Annotated in this window: 14 protein-coding genes; 6 read left to right on the forward strand and 8 right to left on the reverse strand. The window is 63.7% G+C overall.

The features are described 5' to 3' along the window. Window positions 1-37 precede the first annotated feature (37 nt). Entirely contained in the window at window positions 38-1,180 is a 1,143-nt protein-coding gene (gene dapE, locus FHS54_RS11680) for a succinyl-diaminopimelate desuccinylase (RefSeq protein ID WP_167303983.1), read from the forward strand. 20 nt (window positions 1,181-1,200) lie between these two features. On the opposite strand, the gene FHS54_RS11685 is transcribed toward dapE, so the two are convergent. The 4 genes from FHS54_RS11685 to FHS54_RS11700 form a co-directional block, all read right to left on the reverse strand. Beyond that, the gene (locus FHS54_RS11685; protein ID WP_167303984.1) at window positions 1,201-2,877 is read right to left on the reverse strand and encodes a putative bifunctional diguanylate cyclase/phosphodiesterase; all 1,677 of its coding nucleotides are present in this window, start codon (window positions 2,875-2,877) and stop codon (window positions 1,201-1,203) included. A gap of 96 nt (window positions 2,878-2,973) precedes the next feature. Then, window positions 2,974-3,510: a Smr/MutS family protein gene (locus FHS54_RS11690; protein WP_167303985.1), complete on the reverse strand. Its 537-nt coding sequence runs from the start codon at window positions 3,508-3,510 to the stop codon at window positions 2,974-2,976. A gap of 12 nt (window positions 3,511-3,522) precedes the next feature. Continuing rightward, on the reverse strand, window positions 3,523-4,785 hold the full coding sequence (gene mltA / locus FHS54_RS11695; RefSeq protein WP_167303986.1) for a murein transglycosylase A: 1,263 nt from the start codon (window positions 4,783-4,785) through the stop codon (window positions 3,523-3,525). Then, window positions 4,782-5,438 carry a Tim44/TimA family putative adaptor protein gene (locus FHS54_RS11700; protein WP_167303987.1) on the reverse strand — a complete coding sequence of 219 codons (657 nt, stop codon included), beginning with the start codon at window positions 5,436-5,438 and terminating at the stop codon, window positions 4,782-4,784. The genes mltA and FHS54_RS11700 overlap by 4 nt, the downstream gene beginning before the upstream one ends. Before the next feature lie 188 nt (window positions 5,439-5,626). Here FHS54_RS11700 and secB point away from each other — a divergent pair, with 188 nt between their 5' ends. The 4 genes from secB to FHS54_RS11720 all read left to right on the forward strand — a co-directional run bounded on the left by secB (window position 5,627) and on the right by FHS54_RS11720 (window position 9,642). Then, entirely contained in the window at window positions 5,627-6,130 is a 504-nt protein-coding gene (secB, locus tag FHS54_RS11705) for a protein-export chaperone SecB (protein ID WP_167303988.1), read from the forward strand. A gap of 114 nt (window positions 6,131-6,244) precedes the next feature. After that, window positions 6,245-7,837: a murein biosynthesis integral membrane protein MurJ gene (gene murJ / locus FHS54_RS11710; RefSeq protein WP_167303989.1), complete on the forward strand. Its 1,593-nt coding sequence runs from the start codon at window positions 6,245-6,247 to the stop codon at window positions 7,835-7,837. Window positions 7,838-7,840: 3 nt separating this feature from the next. Beyond that, window positions 7,841-8,845: a tryptophan--tRNA ligase gene (gene trpS / locus FHS54_RS11715; RefSeq protein ID WP_167303990.1), complete on the forward strand. Its 1,005-nt coding sequence runs from the start codon at window positions 7,841-7,843 to the stop codon at window positions 8,843-8,845. A 155-nt stretch (window positions 8,846-9,000) separates the two neighbouring features. Then, window positions 9,001-9,642, forward strand: coding sequence for a DUF4136 domain-containing protein (locus tag FHS54_RS11720; RefSeq protein WP_167303991.1), 642 nt, complete (start codon window positions 9,001-9,003; stop codon window positions 9,640-9,642). Between the two features lie 74 nt (window positions 9,643-9,716). Here the strand turns inward: FHS54_RS11720 and FHS54_RS11725 are convergent, their stop codons facing one another. From FHS54_RS11725 to mutM, 4 genes are all read right to left on the reverse strand, one after another. Next, window positions 9,717-10,322 (reverse strand): peptidylprolyl isomerase, encoded by a 606-nt coding sequence (locus FHS54_RS11725; RefSeq protein ID WP_167304436.1) that lies wholly within the window; start codon window positions 10,320-10,322, stop codon window positions 9,717-9,719. A 39-nt stretch (window positions 10,323-10,361) separates the two neighbouring features. Next, window positions 10,362-11,777, reverse strand: coding sequence for a chromosomal replication initiator protein DnaA (gene dnaA, locus FHS54_RS11730; RefSeq protein WP_167303992.1), 1,416 nt, complete (start codon window positions 11,775-11,777; stop codon window positions 10,362-10,364). A 429-nt stretch (window positions 11,778-12,206) separates the two neighbouring features. Further along, entirely contained in the window at window positions 12,207-12,470 is a 264-nt protein-coding gene (gene rpsT / locus FHS54_RS11735) for a 30S ribosomal protein S20 (RefSeq protein WP_167303993.1), read from the reverse strand. Window positions 12,471-12,587: 117 nt separating this feature from the next. Beyond that, window positions 12,588-13,400 carry a bifunctional DNA-formamidopyrimidine glycosylase/DNA-(apurinic or apyrimidinic site) lyase gene (mutM, locus tag FHS54_RS11740; RefSeq protein ID WP_167303994.1) on the reverse strand — a complete coding sequence of 271 codons (813 nt, stop codon included), beginning with the start codon at window positions 13,398-13,400 and terminating at the stop codon, window positions 12,588-12,590. Between the two features lie 92 nt (window positions 13,401-13,492). Here mutM and FHS54_RS11745 point away from each other — a divergent pair, with 92 nt between their 5' ends. Beyond that, a complete protein-coding gene (locus FHS54_RS11745; protein WP_167303995.1) occupies window positions 13,493-14,224 on the forward strand; it encodes a class I SAM-dependent methyltransferase in 732 nt (243 codons plus the stop codon). Window positions 14,225-14,228 lie beyond the last annotated feature (4 nt).

Genomic DNA, 14,228 nt, shown 5'->3' on the forward strand with positions numbered 1-14,228 from the left:
GCTGGCAAAGGCGCTAGCCTTTCGCTAACGCAGCGCCATGATCATGACCAGCACCAATGCCGACGTAGTGAGCATAGCGAGCAAGCTGATAGCCTGCCCATCGGTGACGCCTGCGCGTGGCGAAGTGTTCGCCGTGATGGAATCGCTGCTGCTGCCGCTGGGCTTTACCGTCGACCGTTTCGTGACGGGCGAAGCGCCCGACGGCCCGGTGGAAAATCTGATCGCCTGGCGCACGACCGGCGCGGGACCGCATTTTGCCTTTGCAGGGCATCTGGATGTCGTGCCGCCAGGCAATGGCTGGGCCAGCGACCCATTCACGCCCGACATTCGCGGTGATTTGCTGCATGGCCGTGGGGCGGTGGACATGAAGGGGTCCATCGCCGCCTTCGTCGCCGCGCTCGCAGATATTCCCGGCGATTTGTCAGGCACCGTCAGCCTGATCATCACCGGCGACGAGGAAGGACCCGCCGTCTATGGCACGCTGGCCCTGATGGACCGAATGGCTGCCCATGGCCTGCGGCCCGACCTTTGCCTGGTGGGAGAACCCACATCATCCCAGCGGCTGGGGGATGTCATCAAGATCGGCCGACGTGGGTCGGTGAATATGTGGATCAAGGTCGATGGCGTTCAGGGCCATGTCGCCTATCCGCATCTGGCCGACAATCCCATTCCCCGGCTGGTCCGCATATTGTCGGCGATTGAAGCCGAGGTGCTGGACGCAGGCACGGACTGGTTCCAACCGAGCAACATCGAAATCACGGACCTTGAGGTAGGCAACCCCGCAACCAATGTGATCCCCGCCGCCGCCCATGCGCGCATTTCCATCCGTTTCAACGATCAACATAGCGGCGCGAGCCTGATCGACCGGATTACCGCAATTGCTGCGGTCGAAGGCGGCGTCGTGACCGCGAAGATCAGCGGCGAACCCTTCCTGACGCAGCCGGGCGCGCTTTCGGATCTGGTCGCGGGCGCGATCCGCGACGTCACGGGTGTAGAAGCGGAGCTATCGACGACGGGCGGGACATCGGACGCCCGTTTCCTTTCGCGGCTGTGCCCGGTGGTGGAATTCGGCCTTAACAACGGAACGATGCACAAGCTGGACGAAGCCGTCGCGATCGATGACCTGAAAGACCTGACCCGCATCTATGCGCTGGTCGTGCGCCGCGCGTTGGGGGGCTGAACGAGGGGTAAAGCTGGCGGTCAGACCGCCTGGCGCTGCGTCCGCCTATCGGGCGCGAAGCGGGCGAGATAATCCTCCTCTCCCGTAGGCCGCGCGACATGATAGCCCTGGAACAGGGTGCAGCCGATGACGCGCAGCATTTCCATCTGTGCTTCGGTTTCGACGCCTTCTACCACCACCTCCAGGCCCAGACCCTGGATCAGCCCCACGACCGCGCTGCAGATGGTGCGCGCTTCGGCGGAAATCACGATGTCGCGCACCAGACTGCGATCGATCTTCACACGATCGACCGGCAGTTCCTTAAGGCGCGAAAGGTTGGAATAGCCCGTGCCGAAATCGTCGATGGCGATCCGCACGCCATCCGTCCGCAGCGCGCTCAGTTGCTCCAGCACGCGGGCATCCATCTCCATTGCCAGCGATTCGCTGATTTCCAGTTCCAGCATGGGTGGGGGCGTGTGGTGCGTCGCCATGGCGTGACGCAGGCGCAGGAAGAAGTCGCCCTGCGACAGTTCGCGCGATGAGATATTGACGGCGATGCGTTGCCCCACCTCAGCCTGCGACCAGCGCGCCGCCGTTTCACACACGCGGCTCATCACCCAGTCGCCGAGCGCCACGATCGCCCCGCTTTCTTCCGCCACCGGCACGAAAAAACCCGGCATGACAAGGTCGCGCTCCGGGTGCGCCCAACGGATCAGGGCTTCGGCGGTGACAATCCGACCGCTGCCGATTTCAATCTGTGGCTGGAACTCCAGCAGAAATTCGTCGCGTTGCAGGGCGAGCAGCATGTCGCGCTCCAGCTCCGCCCGATCCGCCGCTTCCAGCGCCAGTTCGGCGGTGAACATTTCGGCCCGACCGCGCCCCTGACGCTTGGCATGATACATGGCGATGTCGGCGGACCGCAGCAGCGCCGACAATGTGTCCCCATGATCGGGGTAGCAGGCGATCCCGATCGACGCGCCCAGATCCACATGCTGGCTCCCCAGGTCGAACCGTTCGCTGAGGGCAAACTGGACCGCCCGCGCGATTCGCGCCGCGCCGCCCTGGCCGGGTATGTTGGGAAAGAACATGGTGAACTCGTCGCCCGCCAATCGCCCAAGGACCGGGTCGCTCATACCCGCACTGACCTGCGCCATCACCACTTCGCGCAGTCGTCCCGCCACGCGTGCCAACAACTGGTCGCCAGCGGCGTGGCCCAGCGTGTCGTTGACGCCCTTGAACCCGTCAAGGTCGATGAAGAACAGCGCGCCGTGCGCATCTTCGGCGCTTTCCGCCAGCAGCCGCTCTACCTGACGGCAAAAGCTGGCGCGGTTGGCAAGACCTGTCACCTGGTCGAACAGCGCCAGCGTCTGGACATGGTCCAGATTGGTGCGCACCTGACTGAACAGGCTTTCCATCGCCACGGCGAGGTCGGGCAGCTCGGCATTGATGTCAGGGGACACGGGCGAATGCAGATCGCCATGCGCAGCCGCGATCAGCCGTTCAGACGCGCTGTCGATGGCGGCGGCAGTGGTCGCGACATTCCGGCGCGCGGCGGCCCAGCTCATCGTTCCGCACAGAATCGCGACGATCAGCAAACGGCCGATGCCCACGACATCTGTCGCCTGCTGCTGTCCGAGCACGAGCGAGAGGATGAACACCAGCGCCCCCGCGGCGCAGGCGAAAGCGGTGGCGCGGCTTTTTAATGTCACGCCTTGCATGCGCCTCCTGCCAACCCATGACGCCCGGTAGGTCGCCGATGCAGCCGATATGAAGGACGCTGGTTAAAAAAAGGTCAGTGCGCAGACAGATAGCCGCTATTTTTTACGGCGCAGTATGACGTAGATCGCCCCATCCCCGCCATGGCGGGGATGGGCGAGCCGGACGCTGGCAATCCGGTCGGCATAGCTGCTGGTCTCAAGCCAGTGGCCAATCTCCCCGCGGATTGCGCCGCGACGGGGATCGCCGCCGGAGCCGCCTGATTTGGGCGGCTTGCCAGTGACAATGAGCATGACGCGCGCGTCCCGCGTCAAAGCCGTCGCAAGTGACTGGTTCAACCGGACATGCGCCGCTGATAGGCTATGACCGTGAAGATCGATCGTCATGTCGGGCGTCAACGTGCCGCCACGAATTCGCCGTTCCCAGTTGGCATCGAGCACCTTGGCGGGTGTGCGCGGCGGATCGGGGCGCATGGGCGCGGGCGGCTGCCCCTTTAAGCGGGTGGGCGCGCCGGATGCTGGTAGCGGCAATGAAGGCTGTTCAGGCAGGCGCGTGCCGGGCCGCAATGGGCGCACCGAACGGGCAAGGGCGTTCCACAGCGCCTGTTCATCCGACGAAAGATGTCGCCGCGCCATGGCCAGGGACCTTTATTGACGCGCCAGACGCGCCGCCGATCCGACCGGCAGCAGGATGAGCGCGCTGCCCCGTGCGGACATGCCGCCCGCAATGCCGCGCGCGCGGCTGCCCGCGCCCCAGAAGCTGTCGAACCGGTTGGCACCCTTGATCGCACCGCCCGTATCCTGCGCAATCCAGATGCCGTTGGGTTCTCCGCGATCAAGCGACAGCAGCACGGGTGCGCCCAGCGGCACATATTTGGGATCGGCGGCGACGCTGGCCTCAGCCGTCACGGGCACGCCCATCGCCCCCAGCGGACCGGATCCGGTCAATTCACGGAAGAAGACGAAGCTCTTATTCTCGTCCATGATCGCTGCGCCTTCCGCCGGATGAGCGCGCAGATATTGCATGATGTCCTGCATCGACCCGGCCTGGATAAGGCCGCGATCCTTCATCAGCTTGCCGATGCCGACATAGTCGCGACCATTCTGCCCGTCATAGCCGATCCGCATGACATCGCCGTTGGGCAGCAGCAGCCTGCCGCTGCCTTGCACCTGCAGGAAGAAAAATTCGACCGGATCAGCCGCCCAGGCAAGCTCCAGCCCCCGGCCCGCCAGCGAACCAGACACGATCTGCGCCCGTTCATCGAAGGGGACAAAATTGCTGCCCTGCACCTTGCCGCGAATGGTCTTGCCCTTCAGGCTGTCGCTGAACAGCCCCAGATTGACGTCGATCAGGTCAGGCGGGCGGCGATAAATCGGCACGTCATATCCGGCCTGCCGCGTGCGCGATCCGGCGATTTCCGGCTCATAATAGCCGGTGACGAACGCGGTGCCGTCGCCCACCTGCACCGCTTCGAAATAGCGTGAGAAAAATTCGCTGGCGCTTGTTTCCGGCCAGCTGGACGCGGCGGCGCAGGCATTATTCCAGTCGGACCCGCGCGTCAGGCCGCTTTGATCGGTGCGGCGCATGAGCGACGGACAGGAAATGCGGAACGCCTGCAACGCCTTGCGCGACCGTTCACCTGACGGGATCAGATCGGCGATGGCTGGACCCAGCGCAACACCCGCGCTCGCAGCTGTTCCCATGACGGCCGCCGGACTGGCCGGGGGCGTGACCGGCATCGGGGGTCGGGGCGTCGCGGGGACCGGGCGCACCGCGTTGCCCGTGGCCGCCCCACCCTGCACAGGCCGTGGCGGGGCCGGGCCGCTGGTTCCCGGCGGGATAACGCCGCCCGCGCACGCGGACAGCAGCAACGCCGCCAGCAGCGTCCCGCCCGACTGGCGCATTGTCATGCCGCTTCGTCGGTTTCGCTGAGCTTCCAGTTCGGGTCGTTACTGCGCAGGTCGCGCGTGAAGGTCCAGATATCGTTGGTGCTGACGGCGTCCGTCAGCGATCCAGCGACGACATTGCCATCCTTGTCGCGCGTGACGGCGGCGATGTCCGCTTCAAACCGCAGGGATACTTCGGCGACGCTGCCATTGACGCTGGCGTCGACAATCTGCGCCTTTTCAATGCGAACAAGCCGGTTGTCGAGCACATGGCCCGCGACTTCGCGCGAGGCGATCGCCTCTTCGAACGATGCAAGCACATCTGCGTCGCACAGCCACTCAAGTTCCTGACGGTCGCCCCGCCAGAAGGCTTCGAGCACCATGCGATAGGCGCTCCGCGCGCCTTCCACAAATTGTGGAACATCGAAATTGCGATCGGCGGCGATCAGCGCGCGCACGCCACCTTCACCCCCTGGGGCAATGAAGGCATCGGATAGACGGGTCGAATCACCCGGCACATCGGCCACGGGTCTGGGCTGCAGCACCGCCACCTTGGCGCGTTCTTCCGCGGTACGCAGCGCTGGCTCCTGCTCATGGCCAGTCCGCTTGCCCAAAACGGAGTAAAGCCGCAACGCCAGGAAGCCGGCGATCAGCGCGAGGATAACAATCACATACACGGGGCAAGGCACCCTTTGGCTAGCGCGAAAAACAGTAACGCAGCCAACATAGGCATGTTTCCCTTCATATTCAAATGCCGCTTCCGCCTGCCGCCATTGCCCTGCCCGGCTGCCCCTGCTAGACGCACGCCCCATCAACCGGGGGGTGCAGGCCGCCCGGCGTCAACCGGGATCATCAGGAAGCGCACATGGCCGACGAAGCCGACATCATCCAGACCGCCAACACGGGCAATGGCGCCGACAACGGGCCCCAGATCGCTCTCATCAGCCAGTATATCAAGGACCTGTCGTTCGAAAATCCGAATGCGCCTGCGGTATATCAGTGGCAGGATCAGCCGCAGATCGACGTGCAGTTCAATATCGGCGCGGACAAGGTCGGCGAAGAAGTGGTCGAAGTATCGCTGAAGATCGACGTCAAGGCTACCGCGCCGCAGGGCACGGCCTTTGCGGTTGAACTGGTCTATGCCGCCATCTTTGGCATGCGCAACGTGCCTGAGGATCAGGTTCAGCCGTTCGTCCTGGCCGAAGCCCCGCGCCTGCTCTTCCCCTTTGCCCGCCGCGTGCTGGCCGACGCCATCCGTGACGGCGGCTTCCCGCCGCTGCTGCTCGACCCCATCGATTTCGGGACGCTGTACATGCAGCAGGCGCAGGCCATGAACCAGACTGCGGGCGAACCGGCAGGCCACGCCTGAGGCCGAAATGACATCCGTTTCCGTTCGCCCTGAGCTTGTCGAAGGGCCGCCCTGTTCTTCAGGAAAGAACAGGGCTTCGACAGGCTCAACTCGAACGGGGGGAGAGATGGTGGGATGAAGCTCGTCAAAGCGTTTGGCTCGGTCGGCGGGCTGACGCTCGCCAGCCGTGTGCTCGCGCTGGTGCGCGACTCCCTCGCGGCGCGCTACGTGGGCGCAGGCTTTGCTTCGGACGCGTTCAACGGCGTCGCCTTTCGCCTGCCCAACATGTTTCGCGCCCTGTTCGCAGAGGGTGCCTTTTCCGCTGCCTTCATCCCCATGTTCAACCGCAAGGCGGCGGGACCGGATGGCGTCAGCGCAGGCTATCATTTCGCCGAGCGCGCGCTGGCGGTACTGCTGCCCGTGCTGATCCTGTTCACGGTCGCGCTGATCGTCGCGGCATGGCCGATCACCTGGCTGCTTTCTGGCGGCTTTGCGCGGCAAAATCCGACGCCGGACCAGTTCGCCTTCGCCGTCACGCTGTCACGTATCACCCTACCCTATCTGGCGCTCATCAGCCTGGCGTCCCTGCTGGGCGGCATATTGAATTCGCTCGACAAATTCTGGGCGAACGCCGCCGCGCCCATATTGCTGAACGTCGCGATGATCGCGGGCCTGTGGTTCTTTCACGGCGCGGATGAATATGAAACCGCGCGGGTGCAGGCGATATCGGTCACCGTCGGCGGCGCGCTCCAGCTGCTCTGGCTGATATGGGCCTGCCGCAGCGCCGGCGTTTCCCTGCGGATCAGGCGACCGCGCCTTGACGGCGACGTGCGTGAATTGTTGCGCCTGATCGTGCCCGCAGCGGCCGGAGCGGGCGCGCAGCAGATCAACCTGCTCGTGTCCACCGCGCTGTCCGGCTGGCTGCTGGCGTCCGGTTCCATCACCTACATCTATTATGCCGACAGGCTGAACCAGCTGCCCCTGGGGCTGATCGGCATCGGACTGGGCACCATCCTTCTGCCCACCATATCCCGCCTGCTGTCCACGGGCCAGGAACAGGTGGCCATGGAAACGCAGAATCGCGGCATCGAACTGGCCCTTTTCCTGACGCTGCCCGCCACCGTCGCCTTCATGACCGTGGCCGAGCCGATTGTGCGCGGCCTGTTCCAATATGGCCTGTTCACCGCGGAAGATGCGGAACGGTGCGGGTGGGCGCTGTCGGCCTTCTCGATCGGCCTGCCCTCCTATGTGTTGGTGAAGGTGTTGACGCCCGGCTATTATGCGCGCGGCGATACCCGGACGCCGGTGCGTTATGCGATGCTGTCGATCCTCATCAACATCATCGGGAATTTCGCACTGATCCCGTTGGTGGGCCATGTCGGCCCGCCTTTGGCGACCGCCCTGGCCTCCACCGTGAACGTCGTCATGCTCTATTCGACACTGGTCAAGCGTGGGCATTTCGCGGCGGACACGCAATTGCGCCGCCGTCTGCCCCGTCTGGCACTGGCGGCCATCGCCATGGGCGGCGTACTGTTTGCCGGAGAGGGGCTGCTGGAGCCATGGCTGGGCGGCGCAATAGCCACGCGTTATGCCGCGCTGGCCCTGCTTGTCGGCGCGGGCGTGGCACTCTACGGGGTAGCCTGTTTCCTTACGGGCGCTTATCGGGTGTCCGACCTCAAGGCGCTGATCCGCCGACGAGGGACCACCAGCAACATGAAGAACGGATAGAATATGCGCGTCCTTTCCGGCATCCAGCCGACCGGCAATCTGCACCTGGGCAATTATCTGGGCGCGATCCGCAACTGGGTGCGGATGCAGGATGAAATGGACGCGGCAAGCCAATGTTTCTTCTTCCTTGCCGACATGCACAGCATCACCGTGCATGAAGCGCGCGAGCAGCGCATCCGCAACGTGCGTGACATGGCTGCGGCGCTGGTCGCGGCGGGCATCGACCCTGAACGGTCGGTCCTGTTCAACCAGGCGCGCGTTCCGGCCCATGCGGAGTTGTGCTGGCTGCTCAATGGCACCGCGCGTATCGGCTGGCTCAACCGCATGACCCAGTTCAAGGACAAGGTGGGCAAGGACCGCGAGGGCGCTTCCATCGGCCTGTTCGTCTACCCGGTGCTCCAGGCCGCCGACATCCTTGCCTACAACGCCACCCATGTGCCGGTGGGCGAAGACCAGAAGCAGCATCTGGAGCTGGCCCGCGACATCGCGACCAAGTTCAACACCGATTTCGGCGTCGACCTTTTCACCCTGCCCGATCCGATCATTCCTAAGGAATCGGCGCGCATCATGTCGTTGCGCGACGGCACTGCGAAAATGTCCAAATCGGACCCGTCGGATATGAGCCGCATCAACCTGACCGATGACGATGATGCCATCATGCAGAAGGTGAAGAAGGCAAAGACCGACCCCGAACCGCTGCCCGATAGCGCCGAAGGTCTGGCCGGTCGCCCGGAAGCGAACAATCTCGTCGGCATCTACGCCACGCTGGCGGGCAAGAGCATGGACGCGGTGTGCGCGGAATTTGCGGGCAAGGGCTTTGGCGCGTTCAAGCCTGCGCTGGGCGAGTTGCTGGTCGAAACGCTGCGTCCCATCCGCACGCGCTTTACGCAATTGCGGACCGACGATGCGGCGCTGGACGCCATTCTGGAAAAGGGCGCGGCCAAGGCAAGGGCTGCCGCCGAACCGACCTTGCGCGCGGCCTATGACGCGATGGGCCTGATGCGCTGATCAACCACCATGTCCGCCCGCCTTTCGTTGGAGGGCGGGCATGGCGTGCGTCCATTTGCCCCTTTGAAGCGTTCAAATGATGTTCAGTTGCGTTCTGCTACTACGGAGCGCAATAGTGATGCCCTAGGCATTCGCCTGTTACAGGACGCGAATTTATGACCCGTTTCAGCAAGATCGGCTTAGTCGCGGCGCCCGCTCTGGCGCTCATGACCCTTTCGGGTTGCGCGACCTCCTTCAAGGCGGACGTTGCCCGGTTCCAGCAGCTCCCCGCCCCCGCCGGACAGAGTTTCACCATCGTCGCAGACGACCCCGGCCTGGCTGGCGGTCTCGAATTTGCTCAATATGCCGGTTTGATCGGACAGCGGCTCAGCCAGACCGGCTATGTGCCCGCGAACGATCCTGCCCGTGCGGACCTGATCGTGCGCGTCGCATATGGCGTCGACAATGGGCGTGAGAGGGTGCGTTCGACCAATTTCGGAAACGACCCCTTCTATGGCGGTTGGGGCTGGCGCGGTCGCTGGGGACGACCCTGGGGCTATGGCTTCTATGATCCCTGGCTGTTCGGCCCCGGCTATACCGACGTCAGCAGCTACACCGTCTACACCAGTGATCTAAGCATGAAAATCGATCGCGCGGCTGACAATCGCCGCCTGTTCGAGGGCAGGGCCTCTGCCCAATCGCTGTCGAACCGACTGACCTATCTGGTGCCGAATCTGGTCGATGCGATGTTTACCGACTTCCCCGGACAAAATGGGGAGCAGGTAAAGATCACGCTGCCACCCGAAAAGCGGGGCTGAAACCCTGGCGAAAGGGCGGCCACGCCCAATGACTGAGCGCCCGGCGATCCTGAATCGCCGGGTGTTTGCACAGGTCAGGGAATGCGCCGCGCGCTGATGATCCTGACCGGCGGTTCCAGCATCTGCCCCTTCATCACGCCTTCCCCCGCTGTCGAAGACTTCGGCGCGGCCACGATCTTGCGAACCACATCCATGCCTTCGACCACATGGGCGAAGACGGCAAAGCCCTGATTGTCGCCGGGCGCTTGTGGATTGGCGTCCATACCCGGCATCTGGCCCAGCACGATGAAAAAGTCGCCGGTGGCGCTGCCGGGCGCATAGCGGGCCATGGACAATGCGCCATCATCATGGGTGAGGCCGGTCTGCGTGGTTGGCTCATGCGCGACCGGCGGCAGAATCCGCGCCGGATCATTCTGCACGCCGCCCTGGACAAAGCCATAGTCGGTTGACCCGACCGCCCGATAGAAAAGCGTCCCGTCGAACCGTTTCCGGTCAACATAATGCAGGAAGTTAGCGGCGGTGACAGGTGCCTTGGCGGCGTGGACCGCCACGACGATCCGCCCCAACGTCGTGTCCAAGGCCACGCGTACATCGGAAGGGGCGGCAGCGGGGGGCGATTGCGCCAACCCCGGTGCTACGCACAGGAACGCCGCCAGCAACAGGGCGAGATGCCGGATCATGCGTTGCGCGATCATCCTCATTCCGCTGCCGCCAAGCAATCAGCTTTCCAGCTGACGCTGCAGCGCGCGAATGTCGGCGTCCATGTCAGGGCTTGTCTGCCGCAGCCCTTCGATCGTCTTCACGGCATGAATGACCGTGCTGTGATCGCGGCCGCCGAAGATCCTGCCGATCTCAGGCAAGGAACGCGGCGTCATCTTCTTGGCCAGGTACATGGCGACCTGACGCGGGCGGGCGACGGCACGGGCGCGGCGCTTGGACCGCATCTCGGCGGCATCGATCTTGTAATGAGCGGCGCAGACCTTCTGGATTTCGTCCACCGTAATGCGGCGTGCATTGGCGCGCACGGCGTCGGCCAACATCCCCTGGGCAAATTCCAGGTCGATGGATCGGCCCGTCAGCTGGCCATAAGCAATCAGCTTGTTGAACGCGCCTTCCAGTTCACGGACGTTGGAGCGGATCGAACGAGCCAGGAAATCGATGACGGCATCGGGAACCGGCGGGTCGCCAGCAAAGGCGCGCTTCGCTTCCAATATGGCGAGGCGCAGGTCGAGCCCGGCGGGACGGATGTCCGCGACCAGGCCGCCCGCCAGGCGCGACAGGATGCGCGGGTCAATCGAATCGAGCAGCTGCGGCGCGCGGTCGGCGGTCACCACGATCCGGGCACCCGAATCGATGAGGTCGTTGATCGTGTGGAGAAATTCCTCCTGCGTCGAACCCTTGCCCGCGATGAATTGAATATCGTCGATCAGCAGCAGCCGGGCGGCGCGCAGTCGTGCCTTGAAGGTCATGGTGTCATTGGCGCGCATCGCGTTCACGAATTCCATCATGAACCGTTCTGCCGACATATAGAGCACCGGGGCCGCCGGGGAGTGCCCAGAGAAGGTTCGGGCGATCGCGTGCAACAGGTGCGTCTTGCCCTGGCCGGTGCCGCCATGGATGAACAGCGGGCTGTATCGCGGCTGCGCTTCGCCAGCCATCGCCTCCGCCGCCGAACAGGCAAGCTGATTGGTTTCGCCGGTCACGAAATCTTCAAATCCATGGCGCGGCTGGAAATTGCAGGCGGCAGGTCCGTCATGCGGCTCCACCTCAGATGCGTCGGGCATCTCTGAAGTGGGGACCATTTCCAGCAGGCGCGGACCAACGGCATTGGGCGCACGCCGCAGGCGCACTTCGCGCACCCCTACCCCGGCAGAGCGCCAGGCCATGCAAAGCCGGTCACCGAAATGGCCCGAAACGAAATTGGCGGTGAAATCGGAAGTGAACAACAGGTCCAGCGTCTGCGAATCGGGGCAATAGTCCCCCAGCCGTGCCGTCTTCAGCCACTGGTCGAACATGCGCGCGCCAATGTCGCGGCGCAGACCAGTGCGGATGGCGTCCCAGGCCGCTGCGAGACGCGCGTGATCCTGCGCGTCCTGAACGGGCAAACTTCCTGTCAAAGCCGCAAAATCCTTCATAAACAGCCGACCCCCATCAACTGTGCCCCCGAACGGAGCTTTAAGACACAGTGGACCGTCTGGAAAAGCAGCGCCCTTCCAACACACTCGTGCCGACTAACTGTATAACGACCGCTCAATCGATTCGTGGGCGGCCAGAGAGAGGAAAATAGACAGGCATTATCTGCCTGATCAAGGGCAGCGCAGGTCAAAAATGTGAAATAAAGCCGTTGACTCTGCAAATCCGCGGAAATGCGTCGAAATTGAAAAATGCTATGTTTTTCAATATGTTAATTCGAACGATGTCGAGCGGATAACGCTCGAATCGCGGGATTCCGGTCATGCCGAAGATGAGGGGCCGATGTGCCGATATGTGACGCCTTAATGAAAAAGGCCCGCCCCGCTTATGCGGGACGGGCCTTCATGATCTGACGCTATGTTAGTTGCGGCTCAGGCGAGCGCGCCGACGCGCTTCGTCAGGCGGCCGAACTTGCGGGCCGCAGTATTCTTGTGAACAACGCCACGGGCCACGCCGCGCGCCAATTCAGGCTGCACCGACTGAAGCGCCGTGGCCGCAGCCGTCTTGTCACCAGCGGCGAGGGCGGCTTCCACCTTCTTCACCAGGGTGCGGATCCGGCTGATGCGGGCGCCATTGATTTCGGCGCGGCGGGCGTTGCGGCGGATGCGCTTCTTGGCTTGCGGCGTATTGGCCATTTACAGTCCTCGGTCTCGTCAAATCTCGGAAAGAGGGCCAGCCGGATTCCCCTGCCAGCCCCGTGAAGGTGCGCCCCTTACAGGGGATCGCCATCATCGTCAACCGGTCGCGCTGCTCTACCTCTGGCATCGGGGGCAGTGGAAAGTCGATCGCCCGCCGTCGATCCGGCGCTGGATCGTGCCCCCGCACGCGCAATTTTCGCCCTCCCGCCCATAGACGCGCCACTGTTTGGAAAAATAGCCCAGCTCGCCATCAGGCCGCGCATAGTCGCGCAATGTCGAACCGCCAGCCGCGATTGCCGCCGTCAGCACCTCCCGAATCGCATCGACCAGCAGGACAAGGCGGGCGCGACTGATCCGTCCGGCGGGGCGCGTAGGCGCTATGCCCGCCATGTTGAGCGCCTCGCACACATAGATATTGCCCAGACCCGCCACCACGCGCTGGTCGAGCAGTGCGGTCTTGATCGACGCCGTCTTGCCATCGAGCGCGCGCGCCAGCGTGCTGGCGGAAAAGTCCGGCCCCAGCGGCTCAGGCCCCATGCGCGTAAATGGGGCGTAGGCCTGCCACGCATCGCTGCGCACAAGGTCCACCGACCCGAAACGCCGCGGATCGTTGAGCGACAGCAGCAGACCGCCTTCCGTTTCGATCAACAGATGGTCATGCGCGCCAATGTCTGCCGGGGCGATTCGCCAGCGGCCCGACATCCCCAGGTGAAAGATCATCATGTCGCCGCGATCGGTTTCGACGAGCCCATATTTCGCCCGCCGGGACAGGGCGGTCACCCTGGCCCCGGTCAGCCGCTGGCGCAGGTCGACCGGTATCGGGAAACGCAGGTCGGCGCGCCGGGGCTCAACGCGGGTCAGCACCCTGCCTGCCAGGACGGCGCGCAGGCCAGCGACGGTAGTTTCGACTTCGGGAAGCTCAGGCATGACATCCCTCTAGGCGTTCGACGCGCGGGAGAGAAGCAGGCCATGAAAAGTCGGCTGGCATGGCGACCAATCTGTGGCTAGAGCGTGCTACCATGAACGAGACCGCATCCTTTGGCTATCGCGACGTCGATGCTACTGAAAAACAGGGGATGGTTCGCGCCGTCTTTTCCAATGTCGCGTCCAAATATGACCTGATGAACGACGCCATGTCGGTGGGCGCGCACCGTTTGTGGAAGGACCAGTTCGTGGCCCGGGTGAAGCCGCGCCGGGATGAGGCCATATTGGACATGGCGGGCGGCACGGGCGACATCGCCTTTCGCCTGGCAAAACATGGCGCGCAGGTCACCGTGTCGGACATCAATCCCGAAATGCTGGCCGTCGGGGTGGATCGCGCGCGCAAGAAGGGGCTGGAAGGCCTTGTCTGGTCGCAGCAGAATGCGGAGGAGCTGAGCTTCCCGGATCGCAGCTTCGACGCCTACACCATCGCCTTCGGCATCCGAAACGTCACCCATATCGACAAGGCGTTGCGGGAAGCACACCGGGTGCTGAAATATGGCGGACGCTTTTTCTGCCTGGAATTTTCCACCACCACCTGGCCCGGCTTCGCCGATGTCTACGATGCCTATTCCCACCGGCTGGTGCCCAAGCTCGGCAAGCTGCTGGCGGACGATGAGGACAGCTATCGTTATCTGATCGAATCGATCCGCAGGTTTCCGCCCATGCCGGAATTTGAAAGAATGATCCGCGCGGCCGGTTTTGTGCAGACCAAGGTAGAACCGATTCTGGGCGGGATGGTCGCGATCCACAGCGGCTGGAAGATCTAAGCAG

The organism is Sphingobium vermicomposti (assembly GCF_011762025.1).
Taxonomy (GTDB): Bacteria; Pseudomonadota; Alphaproteobacteria; order Sphingomonadales; family Sphingomonadaceae; genus Sphingobium; species Sphingobium vermicomposti.